Annotated in this window: 23 protein-coding genes and 3 pseudogenes; 21 read left to right on the top strand and 5 right to left on the bottom strand. The window is 36.3% G+C overall.

Annotation, left to right across the window (positions count from 1 at the left end; all coding sequences use genetic code 11):
- Nucleotides 1-485 precede the first annotated feature (485 nt).
- On the bottom strand, nucleotides 486-2,603 hold the full coding sequence (locus E4T79_RS03910; RefSeq protein WP_001291323.1) for a heavy metal translocating P-type ATPase: 2,118 nt from the start codon (nucleotides 2,601-2,603) through the stop codon (nucleotides 486-488).
- Nucleotides 2,600-2,952, bottom strand: a pseudogene (locus E4T79_RS03905) (metalloregulator ArsR/SmtB family transcription factor). Before E4T79_RS03905 ends, E4T79_RS03910 begins: the two are co-directional and overlap by 4 nt.
- A 636-nt stretch (nucleotides 2,953-3,588) precedes the next feature.
- Between E4T79_RS03905 and E4T79_RS03895 the strand changes: the two are divergent.
- The 12 genes and pseudogenes from E4T79_RS03895 to E4T79_RS03840 all read left to right on the top strand — a co-directional run bounded on the left by E4T79_RS03895 (nucleotide 3,589) and on the right by E4T79_RS03840 (nucleotide 13,488).
- A complete protein-coding gene (locus tag E4T79_RS03895; protein WP_000922387.1) occupies nucleotides 3,589-3,795 on the top strand; it encodes a hypothetical protein in 207 nt (68 codons plus the stop codon).
- A complete protein-coding gene (locus tag E4T79_RS03890) occupies nucleotides 3,773-4,168 on the top strand; it encodes a phage holin family protein (protein WP_000661395.1) in 396 nt (131 codons plus the stop codon). Before E4T79_RS03895 ends, E4T79_RS03890 begins: the two co-directional genes overlap by 23 nt.
- A 6-nt stretch (nucleotides 4,169-4,174) precedes the next feature.
- Nucleotides 4,175-5,644, top strand: a complete 1,470-nt coding sequence (locus E4T79_RS03885; RefSeq protein WP_000515884.1) for a LysM peptidoglycan-binding domain-containing protein — start codon at nucleotides 4,175-4,177, stop codon at nucleotides 5,642-5,644.
- Nucleotides 5,645-5,751: 107 nt separating this feature from the next.
- Nucleotides 5,752-5,913, top strand: a complete 162-nt coding sequence (locus E4T79_RS10990; RefSeq protein ID WP_000382663.1) for an SHOCT domain-containing protein — start codon at nucleotides 5,752-5,754, stop codon at nucleotides 5,911-5,913.
- 193 nt (nucleotides 5,914-6,106) lie between these two features.
- The gene (locus tag E4T79_RS03880; protein WP_000956790.1) at nucleotides 6,107-6,940 is read left to right on the top strand and encodes a recombinase family protein; all 834 of its coding nucleotides are present in this window, start codon (nucleotides 6,107-6,109) and stop codon (nucleotides 6,938-6,940) included.
- A complete protein-coding gene (locus E4T79_RS03875; protein WP_000756015.1) occupies nucleotides 6,940-8,502 on the top strand; it encodes a recombinase family protein in 1,563 nt (520 codons plus the stop codon). Before E4T79_RS03880 ends, E4T79_RS03875 begins: the two co-directional genes overlap by 1 nt.
- Before the next feature lie 73 nt (nucleotides 8,503-8,575).
- Nucleotides 8,576-9,190: a CadD family cadmium resistance transporter gene (locus E4T79_RS03870; protein ID WP_000615743.1), complete on the top strand. Its 615-nt coding sequence runs from the start codon at nucleotides 8,576-8,578 to the stop codon at nucleotides 9,188-9,190.
- A 12-nt stretch (nucleotides 9,191-9,202) separates the two neighbouring features.
- Nucleotides 9,203-9,541 (top strand): Cd(II)/Zn(II)-sensing metalloregulatory transcriptional regulator CadX, encoded by a 339-nt coding sequence (gene cadX, locus E4T79_RS03865; RefSeq protein ID WP_000711078.1) that lies wholly within the window; start codon nucleotides 9,203-9,205, stop codon nucleotides 9,539-9,541.
- Between the two features lie 457 nt (nucleotides 9,542-9,998).
- Nucleotides 9,999-10,445: a CopY/TcrY family copper transport repressor gene (locus tag E4T79_RS03855; protein WP_000103845.1), complete on the top strand. Its 447-nt coding sequence runs from the start codon at nucleotides 9,999-10,001 to the stop codon at nucleotides 10,443-10,445.
- Nucleotides 10,435-10,976, top strand: a pseudogene (locus E4T79_RS03850) (HAD-IC family P-type ATPase); the annotation flags it as partial. The gene E4T79_RS03855 and the pseudogene E4T79_RS03850, both read left to right, overlap by 11 nt.
- A gap of 79 nt (nucleotides 10,977-11,055) precedes the next feature.
- A complete protein-coding gene (tcrZ, locus tag E4T79_RS03845; protein WP_000711500.1) occupies nucleotides 11,056-11,262 on the top strand; it encodes a copper chaperone TcrZ in 207 nt (68 codons plus the stop codon).
- Between the two features lie 138 nt (nucleotides 11,263-11,400).
- Complete coding sequence (locus E4T79_RS03840; protein WP_001245437.1) at nucleotides 11,401-13,488, top strand: heavy metal translocating P-type ATPase; 2,088 nt, start codon at nucleotides 11,401-11,403, stop codon at nucleotides 13,486-13,488.
- Between the two features lie 173 nt (nucleotides 13,489-13,661).
- On the opposite strand, the gene E4T79_RS03835 is transcribed toward E4T79_RS03840, so the two are convergent.
- Entirely contained in the window at nucleotides 13,662-14,258 is a 597-nt protein-coding gene (locus tag E4T79_RS03835; protein WP_000934381.1) for a TIGR01906 family membrane protein, read from the bottom strand.
- An 8-nt stretch (nucleotides 14,259-14,266) separates the two neighbouring features.
- Here E4T79_RS03835 and E4T79_RS03830 point away from each other — a divergent pair, with 8 nt between their 5' ends.
- Nucleotides 14,267-15,055, top strand: a complete 789-nt coding sequence (locus tag E4T79_RS03830; protein WP_000540327.1) for a hypothetical protein — start codon at nucleotides 14,267-14,269, stop codon at nucleotides 15,053-15,055.
- Nucleotides 15,056-15,108: 53 nt separating this feature from the next.
- Here the strand turns inward: E4T79_RS03830 and E4T79_RS03825 are convergent, their stop codons facing one another.
- Nucleotides 15,109-15,408 carry a DUF5960 family protein gene (locus E4T79_RS03825; RefSeq protein ID WP_001072464.1) on the bottom strand — a complete coding sequence of 100 codons (300 nt, stop codon included), beginning with the start codon at nucleotides 15,406-15,408 and terminating at the stop codon, nucleotides 15,109-15,111.
- A 225-nt stretch (nucleotides 15,409-15,633) separates the two neighbouring features.
- On the opposite strand from E4T79_RS03825, the gene E4T79_RS03820 reads away from it, so the two are divergent.
- Together E4T79_RS03820 and E4T79_RS03815 are read left to right on the top strand one after the other, a co-directional pair.
- Nucleotides 15,634-15,978 carry a metalloregulator ArsR/SmtB family transcription factor gene (locus E4T79_RS03820; protein WP_037598943.1) on the top strand — a complete coding sequence of 115 codons (345 nt, stop codon included), beginning with the start codon at nucleotides 15,634-15,636 and terminating at the stop codon, nucleotides 15,976-15,978.
- Nucleotides 15,971-18,100, top strand: a complete 2,130-nt coding sequence (locus E4T79_RS03815; RefSeq protein WP_000086363.1) for a heavy metal translocating P-type ATPase — start codon at nucleotides 15,971-15,973, stop codon at nucleotides 18,098-18,100. Before E4T79_RS03820 ends, E4T79_RS03815 begins: the two co-directional genes overlap by 8 nt.
- A 274-nt stretch (nucleotides 18,101-18,374) precedes the next feature.
- On the opposite strand, the pseudogene E4T79_RS03810 reads toward E4T79_RS03815, so the two are convergent.
- Nucleotides 18,375-18,812 (bottom strand): annotated as a pseudogene (locus E4T79_RS03810) (IS3 family transposase); the annotation flags it as partial.
- A gap of 717 nt (nucleotides 18,813-19,529) precedes the next feature.
- Here E4T79_RS03810 and E4T79_RS03805 point away from each other — a divergent pair.
- The 6 genes from E4T79_RS03805 (at nucleotide 19,530) to E4T79_RS03780 (ending at nucleotide 24,249) form a co-directional block, all read left to right on the top strand.
- Nucleotides 19,530-19,892 carry an SAG1252 family conjugative relaxosome accessory protein gene (locus E4T79_RS03805; RefSeq protein ID WP_000527641.1) on the top strand — a complete coding sequence of 121 codons (363 nt, stop codon included), beginning with the start codon at nucleotides 19,530-19,532 and terminating at the stop codon, nucleotides 19,890-19,892.
- Nucleotides 19,893-19,898: 6 nt separating this feature from the next.
- Entirely contained in the window at nucleotides 19,899-20,264 is a 366-nt protein-coding gene (locus tag E4T79_RS03800) for a MobC family plasmid mobilization relaxosome protein (RefSeq protein WP_007891272.1), read from the top strand.
- Nucleotides 20,251-22,116, top strand: coding sequence for an SAG1250 family conjugative relaxase (locus E4T79_RS03795; protein ID WP_000237149.1), 1,866 nt, complete (start codon nucleotides 20,251-20,253; stop codon nucleotides 22,114-22,116). Before E4T79_RS03800 ends, E4T79_RS03795 begins: the two co-directional genes overlap by 14 nt.
- A gap of 180 nt (nucleotides 22,117-22,296) precedes the next feature.
- Complete coding sequence (locus E4T79_RS03790; protein ID WP_000286254.1) at nucleotides 22,297-22,521, top strand: helix-turn-helix transcriptional regulator; 225 nt, start codon at nucleotides 22,297-22,299, stop codon at nucleotides 22,519-22,521.
- Nucleotides 22,522-22,799: 278 nt separating this feature from the next.
- Nucleotides 22,800-23,027 (top strand): DUF3173 domain-containing protein, encoded by a 228-nt coding sequence (locus tag E4T79_RS03785; RefSeq protein ID WP_001258319.1) that lies wholly within the window; start codon nucleotides 22,800-22,802, stop codon nucleotides 23,025-23,027.
- 22 nt (nucleotides 23,028-23,049) lie between these two features.
- The gene (locus E4T79_RS03780) at nucleotides 23,050-24,249 is read left to right on the top strand and encodes a site-specific integrase (protein ID WP_000201988.1); all 1,200 of its coding nucleotides are present in this window, start codon (nucleotides 23,050-23,052) and stop codon (nucleotides 24,247-24,249) included.
- Nucleotides 24,250-24,553: the final 304 nt, after the last annotated feature.

The following is a 24,553-nucleotide window of genomic DNA, read 5'->3' as shown; positions in this document are numbered from 1 at the left end:
TATACTTCAAAATATAGATTTTACTTTACTTTTAATAGGCATGTATGGATATATTTTTCTCCTCCAAAAATATATCCACCAGATATGGCTTCAATTTTTAATTAGCTTTATTGCAGCATTTTTACTCTTCAAATGTTTAGTGATGGTAGCTATGCTGATTATACTTCTTTTATTGTCGTTGGTGTAGTAGCTTTGTTTTTAGCTTTTATAATGGTGGTGCTCATAAAAGCTCTCTTTAAAAATTCAAAATAATAATTTTTAAAGAGATGAAATTTATAATTTGAAGATCTTATTTTATTTCTCTGGAGCTTTTTATTATCTAAGGAAATCAAAGTATTAATGGGAACACCTACTTAATAAGGTTAGACTGTCATTTTAATATTTAAATGACGCATAGTTTGCTTCATAACTAGCGTTCAAAAAAACTAAAAATGTATCATAAAAAGAAGGCACGCTTATAAACATGCCTTCTTTTATTTGTTGTGTTATTTAACTTTCATCAATCGTAATCCGTTTAATGTTACTAAAAGCGTTGCTCCCATATCTGCTACAATAGCAATCCATAGTGTTAGCCAACCTGGTATGACTAGTAGTAGAGCTAATAGTTTTATACCTAATGAGAAGGTGATATTTTGCTTAATTACTTTTAGAGTTTGACGGCTAAGTCTAACAATGAATGGTAATTTTTGTAAATCGTCGCCCATTAGAGCAACATCAGCAGTTTCGAGAGCCGTATCTGTTCCTGCACCGCCCATTGCAATACCAACCGTCGATGCAGCTAATGCTGGTGCATCATTAATGCCGTCGCCCACCATTGCTACTTTATTATAAGTTGTCCGCAACGCTTTAATCGAATCTAATTTTTCTTGAGGCATTAGATCTCCTTTTATTTCAGTCACACCTAATTGCTTACCAATAGATTCAGCGGTTTTAGTATTATCACCAGTAAGCATAATAGTGTGTTCAATTGACAACTTGTGGAGTTCAGAAATAACGGCAGCACTTGAATCTCTTACTTCATCCGCGACAGCAATTACTCCTAAAATTTGTTCGTCAGTACCGAAATACATGGCGGTTTTCCCTTGTTCTTGAAATTGTCTGTATTGTACTTTGACCGCTGTTTCTTCGATTACTGATGCAGAAAACAGTTTAGGGCTTCCAATATAGTAACGTATGTTTTGATGTATACCTGTAAGTCCTTTACCTGTGATAGATTGGAAATCCTCGATTTGTATTGACTTGTAATCCACATTAGTTTTATCCGCTTCGTTTAAAATAGCAGAAGCTAATGGGTGTTGAGAAAGAGATTCCAACGATGAAATAATCGATAGATAATTTATATCAGTTTCAGAACTGGTTGCAATGAAATCCGTTACGACAGGCTTTCCTTTTGTTAAGGTTCCAGTCTTATCGAAAGCAATTGCTCTCAAATGACCAATTTCTTCCAGATAGACTCCGCCTTTTACTAAAACACCATTTTTTGCTGCATTACCAATAGCCGAAACAATTGAAACAGGTGTTGAGATCACTAATGAACAAGGACATCCGACAACTAAAATGGATAACCCTTGGTAAAGCCATTTATTCCAGTCACCACCAAAGAATAGCGGAGGAACAACCACTATCAAAAGGGCCATAATAATTATGAATGGCGTATAGTATTTTGCAAATTTATCTACAAAGGCTTGTGCAGGAGCTCGTTCTCCTTGCGCTTCTTCAACTAAGTGAATGATTTTGGCAATCGTTGTATCCGTTACTTTTTTTGTTACTTTGACTTCAAGAACACCTTCTTCATTTAGTGTTCCTGCAAACACTTCATCATCTAACTGTTTTTCAACAGGAACCGATTCTCCTGTTATTGCTGCTTGATTTACTGAAGAATGACCGTTGATAACAAGCCCATCCATGGCTATTTTTTGTCCGGGTTTAATGATCATAATATCGTCGATATCGATTTTATCGACACTGACTAATTGCTCTACATTGTTTCTCCTGATAAGAGCTTCTTTGGGAGCTATATCCATAAGAGAACGAATCGACTGTCTTGCTTTATCCATTGAAAATCGTTCCAAAGCTTCGCTAATAGCAAATAGTATTACTACAATAGAACCTTCGGCCCATTCTCCAATAAATGCGGCCCCAATAATTGCAATAGTCATTAAAGATTCCATGGAGAAGTCCAATTTGATCAAATCAGAGAACCCTTCTTTAAATAAATCAAATCCACCAATTATTATTGCCAATATATAAAGAGCTTTCGTTAATAAATGATCTTCGCCCAATGATAGTTGGGAAATCACAGCAACAAGTATAAAACCAAGAGAGATGATTAAAGCGATATTCCGTTTAATAAAAGACTCTTTTGATCTAACTTGTTCATCATTTTCTTGATCATCACGAATGATAAGATTTTCGAAGGCTCCCGCTTCTTCGAGTTCTTCAATTGTTGTTTGGCCTTCTACTGAAATCTTACTTGCACCAAAGTTTACTGTTGCACTCGTAACTCCTGGCAACTGCTTTACATTTTTTTCAAATTTACCTGCACAATTTGTACAGCTTAATCCTTCTATTCGATAGGTTTTTTCGGTCATTTTCTCACTCATGCTAGCACCTCTTCTTTAAAATTTACGCCAAGCTCCATAAGATTTTGATATTTTTAATAAAATAATAGACTAACTTACCATCCTTGTGACTATCAACTACTCCCAATTTTTTTAAGGAGTTCAGATAGTGTGAAGTTGTTGCGACCGAAGCATCAATGATATTAGCAATATCACAAACACATAGCTCATCTTCATGAACTAAAGCATGTACAATTTTAAGTCGATTTTCATCTGACAATATTTTAAAGAAACCACTTACTGACGGAGTATCAAAGTTTGCTAGTTTAGATTTAGCACGATTAACTTTGTCTTCATGAATACAAGTTATTTCACAAATTTCATTATTCATACGATCATTCCTTTACATTCAAATATTTTTTTGAATATATTATATCAGAACATTCATCTATATTCAAGTGAATGTTTGAATGTTCATAAAATGGTCATTTTCTGATCACATAATTGGTGTGATAAAATCAGACCAAACAAAAAAAACAGATTTACATTTTAAAACAATCTGTTTTTTTGTTTCAACTTTAATCTTCATTTCTCATGATATAGTAGTAAGTTCCGACTCCACATACAATTGCAACAGAACCAAGGAATGATATTTGAAATTATCTATTCTGCGAAACAAAAAAGACGATAAGTAGATAAGTATAGAAGGGGGCTGTCAAAAATGGTTCGAAGAATCACTTTTTGACTTGCGAGTTTCGGCGAGCATTTGTCTGCGCGGTTCGCAGACGCCGGCACGAAGTGGCGAGACCAGGAGAAAATCAAAACGATTGAGTTTTGTGTTTTCGGGCAGTATGCCAGCGTGTTTAGCGCAATCGAAGGGTGCGCTAAACACGCAAACCTAGAATTTTGCGATTATCTCAGAGAAGGTCACGGTTTTTTAACCGTGATTTTTTTGATTTTAAAAATATGGCAGACTATTAGTATGAAATATTGAATGACTAGAGCGTAAATAAATAGGAGGAAACGGGTGTTAAAATATATCAATCACGCAGGACGTTTATCAATATTAAAATTTAAAATCGTAATGGAACAGTTTGAAGTAGTAGATACCTATGAATGTTTTTATCTGATGCGGTTTGATGAGAATGGTCAACCGGATTGGTCAGACCCTACCATTGTGCAGGAAGGTTCAGTAGAAAGTGAGGTGACCGATGAAGGAACTGTTAACTCTTAATAAGATTTTATTTTCCATGATTGGAGGCTTGATTGGTAGTCTATTTGGAGAGTTGGATGGTATCCTATATGCCCTACTTGTCTTCATTATTATTGACTATCTAACAGGAATTTTTGCGGCAGTTGTAGAGAAACAATTGTCAAGTAGTATCGGTTTTCGTGGCATCTTTAAAAAGATAGCCATTTTATTTTTAGTTTCACTAGGTCATTTAATTGATACTGCAATCATCAAGCAGGGTGGAACGATTCGAACAATGGTCATTTTCTTTTATCTCAGTAATGAGGGGTTAAGTATTCTAGAAAATACCGTTCGAATTGGTTTACCAATATCTGAGAAACTACAAGCAATCTTAAAACAAATCAATGAGAGGTGAGAAGATATGGGAAAACATCTAGTCATTTGTGGTCATGGACAAGGGCGAACAGGCTATGATCCTGGAGCAGTGAATGCCAAACTAGGTATCACAGAAGCAGGAAAGGTTCGAGAATTAGCCAACTTAATGTCTAAGTACGGTGGACAACAGATTGATTTTATTACCGTACAAAATGTTTATGATTATCGGAGTATTACCAGTATTGGAAAGGGATACGACTCAATTACTGAATTGCACTTCAATGCCTTTAATGGTAGTGCCAAAGGGACAGAAGTCTTGATTCAGTCTTCCTTAGAAGCGGATAAGGAAGATATGGCAATCCTATCTCTTCTTTCACGTTTTTTCCAAAATCGTGGCATTAAGAAGGTAGATTGGCTCTATAATGCCAACCAAGCAGCAAGTCGTGGATACACCTATCGTTTGGTGGAAATTGCCTTCATTGATAATGAACAAGATATGGCGATTTTTGAGAACAAGAAAGAGGATATTGCGAGAGTTCTTATATCAGCTATAACAGGAGTTGAAGTCAAGACCACAGTTCCCTCGACACCCAGTTCAACCGTTGGGAGTTCAGGAACTCCTTCAAAACCAATCTATCTTGTTGGTGATAGTCTTAGGGTGTTGTCTCATGCGACTCATTATCAGACTGGTCAGAAAATCGCCAACTGGGTCAAGGGGCGCACCTACAAAATCCTCCAAGTGAAGAATGTGCACCATTCCAACAGTAAGAGAGCATATCTACTTGATGGAATCAAGTCTTGGGTGCTTGAGCAGGATGTAGAAGGAACAACCAAAGGCCATAGTGAGCAGACCTATCAAGCACAGAAAGGCGATACCTATTATGGAATCGCTCGGAAGTTTGGTTTAACAGCTGATGCTCTTCTTGCGGTAAATGGCTTGAAGAAGACGGATATTTTAAAAGTTGGACAAACTCTAAAGGTCAATGCGGCTTCAAGGACAACAACCGCTATTCCAACCAGTGTTGCAAGTCGAGTGGTTGCGTCAGCATTGTCCAAGGTCGGTCAAAAGGTGGCTGTTCCATCCAACCCTTATGGAGGACAATGCGTCAGTCTGGTGGATAAGATTGTACAGGAGTTGACCGACAAGGACATGGCTTACACCAATGCCATTGATTGCTTAACCAAAGCAAAATCCAATGGCTTTACAGTCATCAAAGATGCATGGGGAGTAAATCCAAAAGCTGGTGATTTCTATGTTATTAAGACGGACGGTCATCCTTATGGTCATATTGGCATTTGTATTACCGATTCAGATGGTACAAGCATTGATGGGGTGGAACAAAATGTCGATGGCTACTCTGACCACAACAAGAATGGTATCAATGACCAACTGGAAATTGGTGGTGGCGGTATTACTCGCCGAGTGAAACGTGTCTGGATGGGAGATGGCTCACTCTATGATGCGACTGGAACTGTCAAACTTGGTAAAGTTGTTGGTTGGTTTAGAATATCATAATTAAGTCTTAAGCCTGGTGGGAACATCAGGCTTTATTTTTTTTGCCTTTTTTTCAAAAAGTGCGGAAAAATCTCTCCCAAACCTACCTAGTAAAGTAGGAGGATAATATGGACGTTAAAAAAATTAATAATGAGATGACCTACCAACTAACAATGATACAAGCAAAGGTACTTCTAAATAATGGAGCAATCACTATTGAGGAATTTGAACTATTTAGGCAGTTGATGCTTGAAAAATATCAACCGTTTATAAGTCAATTATCGACCTAATAACTGGATATTTTTTTCTATTAGAGTGATATATAGTAGCGAAAGGAGTGTATTAATTTGAGAACAGTTAGAAGAATACAACCCATAAAATCACCCTGCAAGCCAAGATTTAAGGTTGCGGCCTATGAAAGGGTTTCCGATAGTCGTCTTCATCATTCTCTGTCAACATAGTCTTAGCTCAGAAGGAGAATTGATGTTAACCCTCCTTGCCTCAGTAGCTCAAGAGGAGTCTCAAAACCTGAGTGAAAATATAAGATGGCGAATCCAAAAGAAGTTTGAAAAAGGGATTCCGCACACTCCACAGGATATGTATGGATACCGTTGGGATGGAGAACAATATCAGATTGAACCTAATGAGGCAAAAGTTATAAGAAAAGTCTTTAAATGGTATCTGGATGGAGATTCGGTACAGCAGATAGTTGATAAACTCAATCAGGAACAAGTCTTAACAAGGCTTAGTAATCCATTTACCGTAGCAAGTATCAGAGAATTCTTCAAGCAAGAAGCATACTTTGGTCGCCTTGTCCTACAGAAGACCTATCGTGAGGCATTCTCTAGGAATCCGAAAAGGAATAAAGGGCAACGCAATAAGTACATCATTGAAAATGCACACGAGCCAATTGTTACAAAAGAATATTTTGATTTAGTACTTCATGAGAAGGAGCGAAGATATCAGTTAATGAGTCAAGAAAGCCACTTAAATAAAGGTATCTTTCGTGACAAAATTTCATGTTCAGAATGCGGATGTTTGATGATTGTTAAAGTGGATTCAAAACAAGTTAATAAAACTGTACGATATTATTGTCGAACACGAAATCGATTCGGAGCATCATCATGTTCATGTAGGACGTTAGGAGAAAAGCGACTTTTGGCATCTTTTAAAAGCAAGTTAGACATTATCCCTGATAAAGAGTGGGTTGAAAATAATATTAAACACATCGATTATGATTTTGGTCAACGTATCATCTGGGTTATACCAGTAAAAGGAAGGAAATATCCTATAGAAATTAGAGAGGGGCGATATTAGTGAAGAAAGTAATTACTATTGAGGCAACACCAAGTATTATTAGGTCAAGTTCAGATGAATTCTCTTTGAAAAAGCGTAGAGTTGCAGGCTATGCCAGGGTATCAACTGACCATGAAGTCCAAGCAACAAGCTATGAATCACAGATGCGATACTACTCTGAATACATTAATGGGAGGGATGATTGGGAATTTGTTAAAATGTACTCTGATGAAGGTATCAGTGGGACAAATACAAAACTAAGAACTGGTTTCAAATCAATGGTGGAAGATGCACTTGATGGCAAAATCGATTTGATTATTACAAAATCAGTTAGTCGATTTGCGAGGAATACTGTAGACTCACTGACTACGGTTAGGCAGTTGAAAGAGGTAGGTGTAGAAATCTACTTTGAGAAAGAAAACATTTGGACATTAGATTCAAAAGGTGAGCTACTCATAACCATCATGTCTAGTTTGGCACAAGAAGAAAGTCGGAGTATCTCAGAGAACGTGACTTGGGGCTTAAGGAAACAATTCGCAGAAGGGAAGGTTCATTTTCCTTATACCAATGTTTTAGGCTTTAAGGCTGGTGAAGATGGGGCAATTGTAGTTGATCAGGATGAAGCCAAAACTGTTAGGTATATCTTTCAGCAAGCTCTTATTGGAAAATCACCATATCATATCGCAAAGGATTTGACTGAACAAGTTATACCTTCTCCTAGCGGCAAATCTCATTGGAACGCAACCACAATCAAGCGAATGCTTAGAAATGAGAAGTATAAAGGGGATGCCTTGCTACAGAAAACATATACAACTGATTTTCTGACCAAAAAGAAGAACATCAACAGAGGTGAGTTGCCTCAGTATTATGTGGAGAATAACCATGAAGCAATAGTAGATAGAGAGACCTTTGATGCAGTTCAACAAGTGCTCGAAAATAAAGGTAGAAAGTCGAGCACAACAATCTTTAGTTCAAAACTTGTATGCGGAGATTGTGGTCATTTCTTTGGTAGCAAGGTATGGCATTCAACCTCCAAATACAGAAGGGTGATTTATCAATGTAACGAAAAATACAAAGGCATTAGTAAATGTTCTACCCCTCACGTTACTGAGGAGGAGGTGATACAGTGGTTCATCTCAGCGGTAAATCAAGTATTAGATAATAGGATTGAAGTTATTGACAATCTATATGTATTACTATCCATTGGAAACCTTGAGGTAATTGACGAACAGATAAAGGTCCTTGAAACTGAAGCAGAAGTTGTCAGTCAGTTAGTTGCAAATCTAGTTTCGGAAAATGCCATTATAAGGCAAGACCAAGACAAGTACCTCAAAAAGTATAATCAACTGACTTCAAAGTATGAAGGTATAGTACAGGATATTGAATCACTAGAACTCCAGAGGATGCAAAAATCTAAAAGGAATAAGGAATTGCAAGACTTTATCGGAACTTTAGAAAAGCTGGGGAAAGTATTAACCGATTTTGATGAATTATTATGGGAATCACTAGTTGAGAGTGTCATGATTAACGAGGATAAGGGAGCCAAATTTAAATTTAAAAATGGAGCGGTTGTAGCAATTTAGGCTATGACCTCTTTGACATCTACAAAGTTTAATGTTAAAATTCATTCAAAAATATATTTTAATGAGGTGTTTTATGATTCAAAATGTTGTTACTTCAATAATCCTGTATTCTGGGACAGCCGTAGACTTACTTATTATCCTAATGTTATTTTTTGCCAAAAGAAAAAGCAGAAAAGACATCATTAACATCTATTTAGGACAATTTCTAGGCTCTGTTAGCCTAATATTGCTAAGTTTGCTTTTTGCATTTGTCTTAGATTATATTCCTAGTAAAGAGATTTTAGGTTTGCTCGGTTTGATTCCAATTTTCCTAGGCCTCAAAGTTTTGCTTTTAGGAGATTCTGATGGAGAAGCTATTGCCAAAGAAGGTTTGAGCAAAGATAATAAAAACCTGATTTTTCTAGTCGCTATGATTACTTTTGCAAGTTGTGGTGCTGACAATATTGGTGTCTTTGTCCCATATTTTACTACCTTAAATTTATCGAATTTGATAGTGGCTTTACTGACCTTTCTAGTCATGATTTATCTCTTGGTTTTTTCTGCCCAAAAATTGTCACAAGTCCCTTCTGTTGGAGAAACTTTGGAAAAATATAGCAGATGGTTTATTGCCGTTGTCTATTTAGGATTGGGGATGTATATCCTGATTGAAAACAACAGCTTTGACATGCTATGGGCTGTGTTAGGCTAGGAGAAAAAAATTATGAAAAAAGATAGTATCTGTCAAGTGGATGTTATAAATCAACAAAATGTTACAACCGCAACGAACTACCTTGAAAAGGAAAAAGTCCAAAAATCACTTCGCATTTTATCAAAATTTACCGATAATAAACAGATAAATATCATCTTTTATCTCCTTGCCGTCGAAGAACTCTGTGTCTGCGATATAGCCTGTTTATTAAATCTCAGTATGGCATCTGCCTCCCACCATCTTCGTAAACTAGCCAATCAAAACATCTTGGACACTAGAAGAGAGGGGAAAATTATATATTATTTTATAAAAGATGAGGAAATCAGAGATTTTTTTAATCAACTAGGATAACAACTATTTTTACTACTTTTCCATGATTATAGGGAGATTATATATGAAATTTTTGATGAAAATTACTCACAAGAAATACCTACTCGTATCAAATGTTTAAGAAAAAAGTATAATTTAAAGCAAAGCGACCTACGATTATATCAGCGTTTACAGACATTCAAGAGAAATCTCTTGGATGTCTTTTTTGGGCTAAAGCAAGGCTATGATTAGCCTTGGCAAATTTGCCTAACAGCTCCAAACCTGTCATCAAATGAAATCGATGAGTTATCAGAATGAGTCGTAGCCTTCATCTCACAGTATAGGTAGATGGCTAATTTCATTTTAAAACTTTCAGTTTTAAGGGACTGACCCCAAAAAGTGAGAATTTAATAAAAAGACTTGACATATTTCGTTTACAATAGTAAACTTATTTTGAACATATTCGTTTACATACGTAAACAACAAGGAGGAAAGGAAAATGAGCACAATAGAACTTAATACTTCTATCACAGATGCTGAATGGGAAGTCATGCGTGTAGTTTGGGCAAATGATCGAGTAACTAGTAAAAAAGTCATTTCCGTAATGCAAGAAAAAATGGACTGGACACAATCCACTATCAAAACGATCTTAGGTCGATTAGTTGGAAAAGGCGTACTAAATACAGAGCATGAAGGTAGAAAGTTTATTTACACTGCCAATATTGAAGAGACAGAAGCCGTAAGGGATTATGCAGAAGATATTTTTAACCGTATTTGCAATAAGAAAGTCGGAAATGTAATAGGAAGCATCATTGAAGATCATGTTTTAAGCTTCGATGATATAGATCGACTAGAGAAAATATTAGAGATAAAAAAATCTTTCGCAGTAGAAGAAGTGGATTGTCAGTGTACAGAAGGGCAATGCGATTGCCATGAAGGCTGTTAAAGAACTTAGAAGACGCGGTGTTGAAGTAATCATGATTACTGGAGATAACAAACGAACAGCCAAAGCGATTGCTAAGCAAGTGGGTATAGACAGTGTATTAAGTGAAGTATTACTTGAAGATAAAGCAGAGGAAGTCAAAAAACTACAAGAGGCAGGCAAGAAGGTAGCGATGGTTGGAGACGGCATTAACGATGCACCCGCATTAGCTCAAGCAGATGTCGGAATTGCAGTTGGATCAGGTACAGACGTGGCGATTGAATCGGCTGATATTGTCCTTATGCGTAATGATTTAACCGCTGTATTGACTATGATTGATTTAAGTCATGCAACGCTACGAAACATTAAACAAAACTTGTTCTGGGCTTTTGCTTACAACCTTGTAGGTATTCCAGTTGCGATGGGTCTTTTGTATATTTTTGGCGGACCATTGATGAGTCCAATGTTGGCGGGGCAGTCGCCGTGAGTTTCAGCTCCGTATCGGTCTTGCTCAATGCTTTACGGTTAAGACGATTCAAACCAGCAGTTGTTTAGAAAACACGTAGCTTATCTGGGATTTAAACTTCTACCTATTCTATATAATAGGAGAAGATAAAAAAAGGGGAATAAAATAATGAAAAAAGAAATCTTATTAGATGGCGTAAAATGTGCAGGTTGTGCGAACACGGTACAAGAAAGATTTTCAGCTATTGAAGGGGTTGAATCTGTAGAGGTTGATTTAGCGACTAAAAAAGCAGTACTTGAAAGTCAAACAGAGATTGATACCGAAACGCTCAATGCTGCTTTAGCAGAAACTAACTATTCAGTATTAAGTGCATAAAGTACGAATAACATTTATTCATAGATAGTAGCTAGAGATAAAGTATAGAACCCTTTTCGTGAGAATTATATGCAGTGTTAGATGAGAAAGTTCTAAAACTTTAAAATCAGTCTCTAATATAATAAGGAGGAATTAAAAATGAGAAATAACAAAAAACATTCGTCACATAGTCATCATAATCACGGCGACATGGATCACTCAAAACACGACCATAATGAAATGGAACATAGTCAGATGGATCACAGCAATATGGATCACAGTGAAATGGATCATGGCGCAATGGGAGGGCATGCCCACCACCATCACGGTAGCTTTAAGGAGATTTTCTTGAAGTCACTCCCATTAGGAATTGCAATCTTACTCATTACGCCTATGATGGATATTCAGTTGCCTTTCCAAATTATCTTTCCTTATGCAGACGTTGTAGCAGCTGTATTGGCAACAATTCTATACATTTATGGCGGAAAACCATTCTACATGGGTGCGAAAGATGAGTTTAATTCAAAAGCTCCAGGCATGATGTCCTTGATTACTTTGGGAATAACGGTTTCTTATGCCTATAGTCTTTACGCAGTGGCCGCTCGATATGTGACCGGAGAACATGTCATGGACTTCTTCTTTGAGTTTACAACGTTAATTTTAATCATGTTATTAGGACACTGGATTGAAATGAAGGCATTGGGTGAAGCAGGGGACGCGCAAAAAGCATTGGCTGAGTTGGTGCCGAAAGATGCTCATGTTGTTTTAGAAGACGATTCGATTGAGACTCGTCCTGTGTCTGAACTTCAGATTGGAGATGTTATCCGTGTTCAAGCAGGAGAAAATGTTCCAGCTGATGGTATCATTATCCGCGGAGAATCCCGTGTAAACGAAGCGCTTGTGACTGGGGAATCGAAACCAATTGAAAAAAAACCCGGAGATGAGGTCATCGGTGGATCAACCAATGGTGGCGGAGTCCTCTATGTGGAAATAAAGCAGACGGGCGATAAGTCCTTCATTTCTCAGGTTCAGACATTAATCAGCCAAGCACAAAGCCAACCATCTCGAGCAGAGAATGTGGCTCACAAAGTAGCTAGCTGGTTGTTCTACATTGCCGTTGTAGTAGCTTTAATCGCTCTAGTAGCCTGGATGATCATTGCAGATTTACCTACAGCCGTTATCTTTACTGTGACTGCGTTAGTTATTGCCTGCCCACATGCTTTGGGTCTTGCTATTCCCTTGGTAGTATCACGTAGTACTAGTTTGGGTGCAAGCCGAGGATTACTGGTTAAAAATAGAGAAGCTTTGGAATTAACTACTAAAGCGGATGTTATGGTATTGGATAAAACAGGTACTTTAACAACTGGTGAATTTAAAGTCTTGGACGTCACTGTTTTGAGTGATAAATATTCTGAAGAAGAAATTACAGGCTTGTTGGCGGGTATAGAGGCGGGCTCCAGTCACCCGATTGCCCAATCGATTGTGAACCACGCTGAAGCGAAAGGCATTAAGTCAGTTTCCTTTGACTCCATTGAAATCGTTTCGGGAGCAGGAATAGAAGGGGAGGCGAACGGCCACCACTATCAATTAATCAGCCAAAAGGCATACGGAAAAGCATTGCGTATGGATATTCCGAAAGGCGCTACTTTAAGTATCCTTGTAGAAAATAATGAAGCAATCGGCGCTGTCGCATTGGGAGATGAACTGAAAGAAACCAGCAGAAACTTGATCGAGGTGCTGAAAAAATACGGAATTGAACCACTCATGGCTACTGGTGATAACGAGGAAGCTGCACAAGGAGTTGCAGAAGTTCTAGGTATTCAATACCAAGCCAATCAATCTCCGGAAGATAAGTACAAGCTGGTCGAGTCCATGAAAAACCAAAACAAGACGGTTATCATGGTAGGAGACGGGGTCAATGACGCACCTTCCCTTGCCTTGGCAGACGTAGGTATTGCAATCGGAGCTGGAACGCAAGTAGCTTTGGATTCTGCGGATATTATCCTTACTCAGTCTGATCCAGGGGATATTGAATCCTTTATCGAGTTAGCAAACAAGACGACACGTAAAATGAAACAAAACTTGGTATGGGGAGCAGGCTACAATTTTATCGCGATTCCAATTGCTGCTGGCCTCCTTGCTCCTATCGGCATTACCTTGGGTCCGGCCTTCGGCGCCGTCCTCATGTCCTTATCGACCGTTATTGTTGCCATCAATGCTATGACATTGAAATTAGAGCCGAAATAAAACGAAGCAGGAACGAAAAAACACTGGCTGGTTTGACCCCCTTCCAGAATCGGGTCAGACCAGCCAGTATGCTGTATAAGGAAAATCATAGATCGATAAATTTTCGATAAAAACAGGGCTCCCATGCTTTCGATGGAGAGCCCTGTTTTTCTTATGAACCATAACCTTTTTAATCAACGGCTTGGGGCAGAGATTCGATATTTAGTAGTGAAGTACCCCAGGATTAGGAAGACTTCGATTAATCCAAAGGCCAAGAGGAAACTGTGCATAAAGAACTCGGCAGGTAAAGCTAAGATAATAGGATCAGTAGTGGCATTGAAGAGCCAGGCGTCATTGTTAAAGAAAACTTTATGGAAAAGCACAAACAGCGTGTCGAAGCTAACCAGGAGAGCCAAAAGGATAGCAAGGGGAATAAGGGTTCCCTGGCGGAAGTAGGGTAGGAGCCGCCAAGATTCTCGTCTCCTATTTAGATGTCGTACAAACCATAGCGTGCCCATTCCAGAAAAGATCAAGATCAGGTAGTCCAGCATAAAAAGCTTCTTGACCTCGAAAAAGTGGAAAAGCCCACTAGCCGAACTAGGGAAATCCGGCATATCCAATGCGAGAAACCATGGGATATTCAAATAGGTCAGGAGGATGCGGTAGTTTTCCAGAATCTGCTCCTTTGATAGACCGACATATTTAGGAATATTCAGATAATCAATGTCGAAAGCATATAAGGGAGTAACTATTTTACTCTCTTCAAAATGCAGAAAATATTGATTTAACATCAATAGCCATGGGGTATTTTAAATCTATTGAACAATTTCTATTTTCCTATATCTCTTTACATACCATAGAAAAGGATTCTGTAAACCGTAAAATATTTGCAGGAGCTAAACCGTTAGATACACTCTCTGACAAACTCCTTAATGATAGTTCAAAAGTTAAAAATATAAATCTTAAATCTATTACAAGTTTTTTTGGAGATTTTAACAGTCAGAAATTCTATCCACGTAATATGGATTTACTTGCTGATGGTATTGATGACGAAACGTATTATTATATTGTTGAGTCATTGTCAACTTTTGTAGGATTAAGAAATGGCTATTTTCATAAGCATAATTTAAATGATTGGACAACAATTGAAGAAACTAGAAACCATGCATTGTTAATTTTTTATCTAGTACTAGGAGGGTATAGAATATCGGAGCAAGATAAACTAGATCTCGGTTTGATTAAAACTGTAGAAAGTGGCTACTTAAATCTATGTGAGTATATTCATAATAGAAAAATTGATAATATGCTTGAGATACCAATCTTTTATTTTGGGAGAGATCGTAACGAGTTTGATTTTTACATTTCGAATAAAGACCCTTTTATCACAAATGACAGTAATCAGGAGCCAATTTATTCTGGAGCATATTTTAAACGACTTGGAAACTCAAAAAGTTTGTTTAAGCTAACAGATAGTAATATCCCTGAGGAAATCTGGGAAGGAAAATTAATAATTGGTCGGCAGGGACCTAGTTTTAAACCATCTGGTCCTTTGGAAAAATATTCGAAGATGGTAAATTTTTCAAAATAGAATAGCTTAGATTTTATGAAGATTAAAAATAGGAACAGTCAATTGAACAGTTCCTATTTTTGTGTTAAGTATGTAGTTGTTTTCTTATATGTATAATGATAGATTAGTGGATTCTCTTCTAAGGTTCTTACTTCAAATATGAAGAAGTGATCGCGGTTATCTTTGGACTTTTCCTTATTCAGGACAAAGTAATTCTTACGTGAAGTCGCCATTGTTTTGAGGATATCATCGGTCAGGAAGATCAATGGAATATTCATGTTGGAGTAGCGGTAGAAGTCACGTTCAAAATCTTGGTAGCTCTCGCTGTAATAGTCCATTTGCAGGTGATTACGCTGAAACTCAAGCTGATTCATAAAGCACCTCCTCAACAAGTTCAATACTAATAATGTTATGTACTTAAAGTCTTATGCAGTTTGGTTATTTTGTTATTAGAATTGGGTACTCCAAGTCTTTTTTTATGAATTTTTTTATTCATTCAAAAAAACACTTGAATTAATTAATGAAAAGGGTTATACTATATTCAAACAAATACTTGAATGATATTGAGGTGAGAATATGATTAAAAAAATACTTGTGAAATTTATTGTTATGACGAAGAAAAGGTCAATCGAATACAAGGTAATTTACAGACAGTAGATATTTCTAGTGTTGCCCAAATGTTAAAAGCTATTGCAGATAAAAATAGAGCAAAAATTACCTATGCATTGTGTCAAGATGACGAACTGTGTGTGTGTGATATTGCAAATATTATAGGTGTTACGGTTGCAAATACCTCTCATCACCTGCGAACGCTCCATAAGCAAGGGATTGTTAAGTTTCGAAAAGAGGGAAAACTTGCATTTTATTCCTTAGATGATGAGTATATCAGACAAATTATGATGATTGCATTGGCACATAAGAAAGAGGTGAAGATCAATGTCTAGAGGGAAAGCAAAACAGTCTGAAAAAGAAATGAAAGCCTATCGTGTTCAAGGATTTACTTGTACTAACTGTGCAGCCATTTTTGAAAATAATGTTAAAGAACTTCCCGGTGTTCAGGATGCGAAAGTAAATTTCGGAGCATCTAAAGTTTATGTTAAAGGGACGACAACCATTGAAGAATTAGAAAAAGCAGGAGCATTTGAAAATTTAAAAATTCGAGATGAAAAAGAACAAAGGGTAGGAGGAGAACCTTTTTGGAAGCAGAAAGAAAACATTAAGGTATATATATCAGCTCTTTTACTTGTAGTTAGCTGGTTCTTAGGAGAGCAGTATGGTGAAGAGCATGTTCTACCGACAATTGGTTATGCAGCGTCCATTTTAATCGGTGGATATTCGTTATTTATTAAAGGTCTCAAAAATTTAAGAAGATTAAATTTCGATATGAATACGCTTATGACTATTGCCATTATAGGAGCTGCAATTATTGGTGAATGGGGTGAAGGGGCAACCGTTGTTATCCTATTTGCGATTAGTGAAGCATTAGAGCGTTATTCAATGGATAAAGCACGTCAATCTATTGAATCTTTAATGGATATTGCCCCAAAAGAAGCGTTAATTCGACGAGGCAATGAAGAAATGATGATTCATGTTGATGAGATTCAAGTTGGAGACATCATGATAGTTAAGCCCGGTCAAAAGTTAGCAATGGATGGAATAGTGGTTAAAGGTACATCGACATTAAATCAGGCTGCGATTACAGGTGAAAGTGTTCCAGTAACGAAAATCACAAATGATGAAGTATTTGCAGGAACCTTGAATGAAGAAGGGTTACTTGAGGTTAAAGTAACAAAACGAGTTGAAGATACTACTCTTTCAAAAATCATTCACTTGGTAGAAGAAGCCCAAGCAGAACGGGCCCCCTCTCAAGCGTTTGTCGATAAATTTGCAAAATACTATACACCAGCTATTGTCATACTAGCTCTTTTAATTGCAGTAGTTCCACCATTATTTGGCGGAGACTGGAGCCAATGGATTTATCAAGGATTAGCTGTATTAGTGGTTGGTTGTCCTTGTGCCTTAGTAGTCTCAACTCCAGTTGCTGTGGTTACAGCAATAGGAAATGCAGCGAAAAATGGTGTATTAATTAAAGGTGGTATCCATTTAGAAGCAGCAGGACACTTAAAAGCGATAGCATTTGATAAAACAGGAACATTAACCAAAGGGATTCCAGCTGTAACAGACATTGTGACATATGGTAGAAATGAAAATGAATTAATAACCATAACATCAGCCATTGAAAAAGGATCGCAGCACCCTCTTGCTTCAGCGATTATGCGAAAAGCAGAAGAAAATGGATTAAAATTCAATGAAGTAACAGTAGAGGATTTTCAATCCATTACAGGTAAAGGCGTTAAAGCCAAAATAAATAATGAAATGTATTATGTGGGAAGTCAAAATCTTTTTGAGGAATTACACGGAAGCATTTCAAGCGATAAAAAAGAAAAAATTGCCGATATGCAAACTCAAGGTAAAACGGTGATGGTGTTAGGAACAGAAAAAGAAATTCTTTCGTTTATTGCCGTAGCCGATGAAATGAGGGAATCGTCTAAAGAAGTTATCGGCAAGTTGAACAATATGGGAATCGAAACAGTGATGCTAACAGGCGATAACCAAAGAACGGCAACAGCCATCGGAAAACAAGTTGGTGTTTCGGATATTAAAGCTGACTTACTTCCAGAAGATAAGCTTAATTTTATTAAAGAACTTCGAGAAAAACATCAAAGTGTGGGGATGGTCGGAGATGGCGTGAATGATGCTCCAGCCCTTGCGGCATCTACCGTTGGTGTAGCAATGGGTGGTGCTGGAACTGATACAGCTTTAGAAACGGCTGACATCGCCTTAATGTCTGATGATTTGAGTAAATTGCCATATACAATAAAATTAAGCCGTAAGGCTTTAGCAATCATCAAGCAAAACATTACCTTCTCTTTGGCGATTAAATTAGTGGCATTACTTTTGGTCATGCCCGGTTGGTTAACACTTTGGATAGCGATATTTGCTGATATGGGAGCAACTTTACTTGTAACATTAAACAGTTTACGCTTATTGAAAATCAAAGAATAGGTTCTAAAATGGGTGTCAACAATCGGATGCGATCATTGAAAACAATGTTATGCTTCAAAAGGGATATTAACAGGAAATATACAACTAAAGGACGCTTTAACTGAGCAACGGAAAAAGCCAAATTTCTCAATTGATGTTGAGAAATTTGGAGAATGTTTATACGATTAGTAAAGTTGGCTAAAATAATAAAGTTATTAATCTCATGGAGTATTTGAACTTGCAAAAAAATATTTATGAGTCATTGTACTGACCCCAAAAAGTTAGACAAAAAATATTATTGAAAGGATTTAATTCTATACTGAACAGGACTAAGTCCTTTTAGTTTTTCTTTAATGCATTTATTGTTGTAGTAAAAAATATACTCGGTGATAGCTTGCTCCAGTTGATCCAGAGACTTGAAAGTCTTCTCAAAGCCATAAAACATCTCTTTCTTCAAGACACCAAAGAAGGATTCCATCATACCATTATCCGTGCTGGTCCCTTTGCGAGACATGGAAGGATGTATGCCTTTACTTGCAAGAAAGCGGTGATAGACTTCATGTTGGTATTGCCAACCTTGGTCACTATGGAGAATGGTATTTGGGTAAGTTTCCTCAGGGAAGACCTTCTCAAGCATGGTCTTGACTTGTATGAGGTTTGGAGAGCGGGATAAGGTAAAATCAATAATTTCGCTATTATAGCCATCCAGAACAGGAGAAAGATATCTTCTTTTTTCTTAATTCTTTTTTTCTTGTCACTAGCTGGCAATACGTTCTTAATGACTTTTGGTGTTAGTGAAGCATAAGTGACAGTAGGACTAACGTCTTTCGAGTACACTACAAAGTAGAGCACACCACCTTCAGTTAGATAATGCTCCAAATTAATCCTGCTTAGAGGGTATCCAACATTTTCGTTATAATAATCATCACAACCTTTAAACTGAACAGGAATTCGCTCCAAAAAATCAATATTTCGTCTTTCTATATTTTTGTAAAAGTATATGTGACCATCCCAGATTGGTTATTTATCTCCCTCAGAAATTTCTCTGTTAATATGTTTTGATTTTTTTAACGCCATTTTTAAATAATCGACAGCATCTTCTTCAATTTGTTTAGATGATTTGGACATAATGCACCTCTTTGAAAATATTCCTATAAAAGTATTATATCAATTTTGTGATACCTTTTCCAAATCATCCCTGTTATCCTAATACCATTCCTAAGAAAATCAATCCTTGATTTTTCACTGGGGGTTTGGGGGCGGAGCCACCAAGTTATCTTATCGTTGGCTGTCAAAACTGGAAGGTTTTGGTCAGCTGGCGATATGATTTTTGGGATATTGTGGACACAATATCTGAGCTCGCAAAGACCTGAAAGGAAGATATTATGCAGTGCCGTGTCTAATACGAGGGCGGGGATATACCGATATTAAAGAATGAGGAGGATACAGGATGGGAAATCTAGTTAGAGAGATACGTAAGGAAGTCAATTTCTCAATAGAAGAGTATCAACAGATACAAAATTTTATGGAACAGGAGGGATATGAACAATTTTCCCCTTTTGCTAGAGGTAAATTATTGAAAATAGACCACCAACCATCTCAGCAGCTTGAAGAATGGATAAAATATTTACAGCACCAAAAAGTAGAACAGATTTACCGGGATGTACATGAAATACTTGTTCTGGCAAAGTTGTCTCAATCAGTTACTATGGAACATCTTGAAATCATCCTGACTTGTATCAAAGACTTGATGAAGGAAATTGAGGTAACTATTCCATTAAGCTATTCATTCAAAGACAAGTACATGGGGTAAGTTATTATGGAAAATCGTTATCGAACCAATGTGAAAAAGGTGTATTTGAGTGATCAAGAATTAATTATCCTCAATAAAAATCTTGCTCAGAGTCAGTGTCCAAACTTTTCGCATTATGCCAGAAAAACCTTACTCAATCCTCGTATGAATTTTATCACAATCGATACAAGAGGTTTTCAAGACCTGATTTTTGAAATTCGTAGGATTGGAAATAATATAAACCAGATTGCACGTTCGGTAAATCAAAGCCACCTACTTAGTCTTCAACAAGTCAAAGAATTGCAGCTCGGTATAGCAGAGTTAGAAACACAGTTACAACAAGATTTTGACATAAAGTGTCAGCGATTGAGAGAATTTTATGGTCATCACTAAGCATTATGCTGTTCATGGGAAAAAATACCGCCGTCAATTGATTAAGTATATTCTTGATCCTAAGAAAACCAGGAATTTATCATTGATTTCAGATTTTGGGATGAGTAATTATCTTGATTTTCCTGACTATGTGGAACTGGTGAAGATGTATCAAAATAATTTTCTTTCAAATGACCAACTCTACGACTCACGGTTTGATAGACAAGAGAAAAAGCAACAGAAAATACATGCTCATCATATTATTCAGTCTTTCTCACCTGAAGATAAATTAAGCCCAGAGGAAATCAATCGTATTGGCTATGAAACGATAAAAGAGTTGATAGGTGGTCAATATAAATTCATTGTTGCCACTCATGTTGATCAGGACCATTGTCATAATCACATTATTATCAACTCAATCAATAGCCAATCTCAAAAAAAGTTGAAGTGGGACTACGCTCTTGAAAGAAATTTACAAATGATTTCGGATAGAATTTCTAAAGTAGCGGGTGCTAAAATCATTCCACCTAAACGTTATTCTCATAGAGATTATGAGGTCTATCGACGTTCTAATCACAAATACGAATTGAAGCAGCGGTTATTTTTTCTCATGGAACATTCAATTGATTTCAATGATTTTATGCAAAAAGCTGAGCAACTAAATGTCAAAATAGATTTCTCAAGGAAACATAGCCGATTTTTTATGACAGATAGAAATATGAAGCAAGTCATCCAAGGAGATAAGCTGAATAAGAGAGAACCCTATTCAAAAGAATATTTTCAACGTTACTTTGCCAAGAAAAAGATTGAACTGATTTTAGAATTTTTATTGCTAAGATCCAACTCATTTGATGATTTAGTTGAGAAAGCTCGGTTACTGGGATTAGAATTGAAGAGCAAGAAAAAAACGATAGATTTTGTTCTTTCTGATGGAAAAAGCTGCATTTCCATACCAAATAAGTCATTAAGAAAGAAAAATCTTTATGATACTACGTATTTTGATAGTTATTTCAAGGAACATGATGTGTTTGAAGTGCTTCATAATAATGAAGTAAAAATAGAATTTGAAAAGTTTGAGACACAACAGCTTTCAGAAATATTGACTGTAGAAGAAATAACCGAAGCTTATGAAACGTATAAAACTAAGAGAGATGCTGTACATGAGTTTGAAGTTGAGATCACGGAGGAGCAAATTGAAAAAATTGTGCTAGATGGTCTATTTGTTAAAGTTTGGATGGGTATTGGACAAGAAGGACTAATCTTCATTCCAAATCATCAACTTAATATCTTAGAACAAGAAAATAAGAAGCAGTATCAGGTGTTTATTCGAGAAACATCTTCTTATTTCATTTATCATAAAGAGGACTCAGAAATGAATCGATTTATGAAAGGAAGGGACTTGATTCGCCAACTAACGTTTGACAATAAGTCTTTACCTTATAAGAGACGAATAAGTCTGGTCAGTCTTCAACAAAAAATTGAAGAAATCAATTTATTGATGACATTAAACATTCAAAATAAATCCTTTCTAGAATTAAAAGATGAATTGGTTGGAGACATCGCACAGCTAGATATTGAATTGACAAATCTTCAAGACAAAAACACCACCTTAAACAAGATGGCAGAAGTAGTTGTTAACCTACAAAGTGATAATCAAGATACCAAGCAATTAGCTAAGTATGAATGTTCCAAGATGAATTTATCGCAGAATGTAACAATTGGACAGATTGAATCTGAGATTGAAATGATACAGAATCAGCTAGACAATAAAATCGAAGAATACGAAAATGCGGTTAGAAAGTTGGATGAATATGTAAGAGTTTTAAATATGGATAAATACAAGACAGACGATTTTTCCATTCATATTGAATAAATGTTCAAATTTCCAACATATTCTTGTTTATTTTTGTATAATGTATAATAAAGCTACTCTCAAACCGTCTAATTTGTAAAGAAATAAACGGTTTGGGAGTTTTATTTCTATTGTCCAATTAGGACAATATATCAAATTTCTCCTAGTTATCCTCTATACTTTTCCTTAGGAGAAAGATTGATGTACCGACGTTTAAGGGATTTGAGAGAAGACAATGATTTCACTCAAAAATACGTTGCCGAAAAGCTTTCGTTTACCCACTCTGCTTATTCAAAAATTGAGAGAGGAGAACGTATTTTATCGGCAGATGTAATAATAAAACTTTCAAATCTATATAACGTTAGTACAGATTATTTGTTGGGGCAAACTGACTTTCCCCACCGAATAAAGAATAATTTAAAATAGTCCCTCCTGATTTGTTCATTGACAATTGAATAATTCTAGGTGGGACTTTATTTATTTGTTGAGCAATAGAATGTAATGCGCCAGGAAATGAGCGAAAATCATTTATTCAAAAATAGGATGGTGACCTATCTGCCATAACACAAATAATGATAATGATACTTCTGACCGTTCAGGCTGCCATCGAAAAAGGACAGCGGGTGAAATTCCCATGATTGAACTAACCATTCAAATCCCATCTAGCGTGTAAAATAACTTAGTGATTTGAAGGAGGAAAGTGTATGAGAACTGCTACATATAAAGATTTAATGAACTTAGGATTTCCTGAACATACCTCTAGAGACATTATTCGTGAAGCTAAAAAAATTGCTGTAAAAAAGTTTGAAGAAGCTCGCAAAGTTGACCATAATGCGGTACAATTAAGTAAATCGCCCTTTGACAATCGAAGACTAGGTATCGCACCAGCAGAAATTGTGGAACAATTAATAGGGATTCCACTATCTAAATAACATTTAGAAAGTGAGAATCCAAATGGCAACAAAAAGTAGTAAAAAATACAAAGGTGTTTATTGTGATAATAAGGGAAAGATATTTTATCAGATTGATCTTGGAATCGACCCAGTAACTGGCAAAAGGGTACAAAAGAAAGCTAGAAAAAATCAATATGGTAAAACCTTTGAAACAATGAAAGAAGCATATGACGAATTAGTTCGTATAAAATATGAATTTGCCAACAAAGTCAGTTTAGAAAATTACAATATGACTTTTGAAAACTATATGAACAAAATTTATTTAAGAGCATATAAGCAAAAGGTTCAGTCTGTGACATATAAGACGGCTCTTCCTCATCATAAACTTTTTATTCAATATTTTGGTTTAAAGCCATTAAAAGCAATAACTCCTAGAGATTGCGAAGCTTTTAGATTGCATATCATAGAGAATTATTCTGAAAACTATGCGAAAAATTTATGGTCAAGGTTTAAAGCTTGTATGGGTTATGCAGAAAGACTTGGCTATATTTCAAATATGCCTTGTAAAGCATTAGATAATCCTAGAGGTAAACATCCAGAAACTCCATTTTGGACCTATGCGGAGTTTCAGACATTTATCAAATCATTTGACTTACATGATTATGAAGAATTGCAACGATTTACTGCCATCTGGTTATATTATATGACAGGTGTACGAGTGAGCGAAGGTTTATCTTTATGTTGGGAGGATATTGATTTTGATAAAAAATTTCTAAAGGTACATACAACCTTAGAGAAAGATGAAAATGGTAATTGGTATCGTAAAGACCAAACAAAGACTCCAGCAGGTGAACGACTTATTGAATTGGATGATATTACTATTGAAGTACTTCAAGTTTGGCGAAAAAATCAGTTTGCAAATCAAGATACAGATTTTATCATTTCAAGATTTGGAGATCCTTTTTGCAAATCAACCATTTGTCGCATCATCAAACGGAAAGCTCAACAGGTAGGAGTTCCAGTAATTACAGGAAAAGGTCTCAGACATAGCCATGCATCCTATCTAATCAATGTCTTGAAAAAAGATATTTTATATGTAGCCAGACGTATGGGACATGCCGATAAATCAACAACTTTGAATACTTACAGTCACTGGTTTAATGCTTTAGATAAAACAGTTTCTGAAGAAATCACACAAAATATCAAAAGTGCAGGATTGGATTCAATTTTATGCCAAAATTCCTGCCAAACTTCAAATTAAGAACTCAAACCCCTTGATATTGCACATTTAACAGGTTGTGCAATTGTTACTCTTAAATAAGAAGTATGTAGCAATATGAGAGCAGAGCCCTGATTTACCAGTCTTCGAGAACCATAAGTGGTGGATAGAAACTGATAAAGAGTTGGTTTTCTGCCAAAAATCCTGCCAAAAATTTTTGGCAGGATTTTTTTGTGATGCTTTAAGACCATTGTGCTAAGCAAGGTGCGTGATATAGCCGTTTCGTTTATTTTTAGTATAGTCTTTTAGTTTACTTTTAGTACTAGGCAACGAGCTGCAGGCTGTA

The sequence above is a fragment of the Streptococcus sp. LYSM12 genome (assembly GCF_004569635.1).
In the GTDB taxonomy this organism is placed as follows: domain Bacteria; phylum Bacillota; class Bacilli; order Lactobacillales; family Streptococcaceae; genus Streptococcus.
The sequence above is the reverse complement of the archived record's forward strand: the minus strand, read 5'-3'. Positions and strand labels throughout refer to the sequence as shown.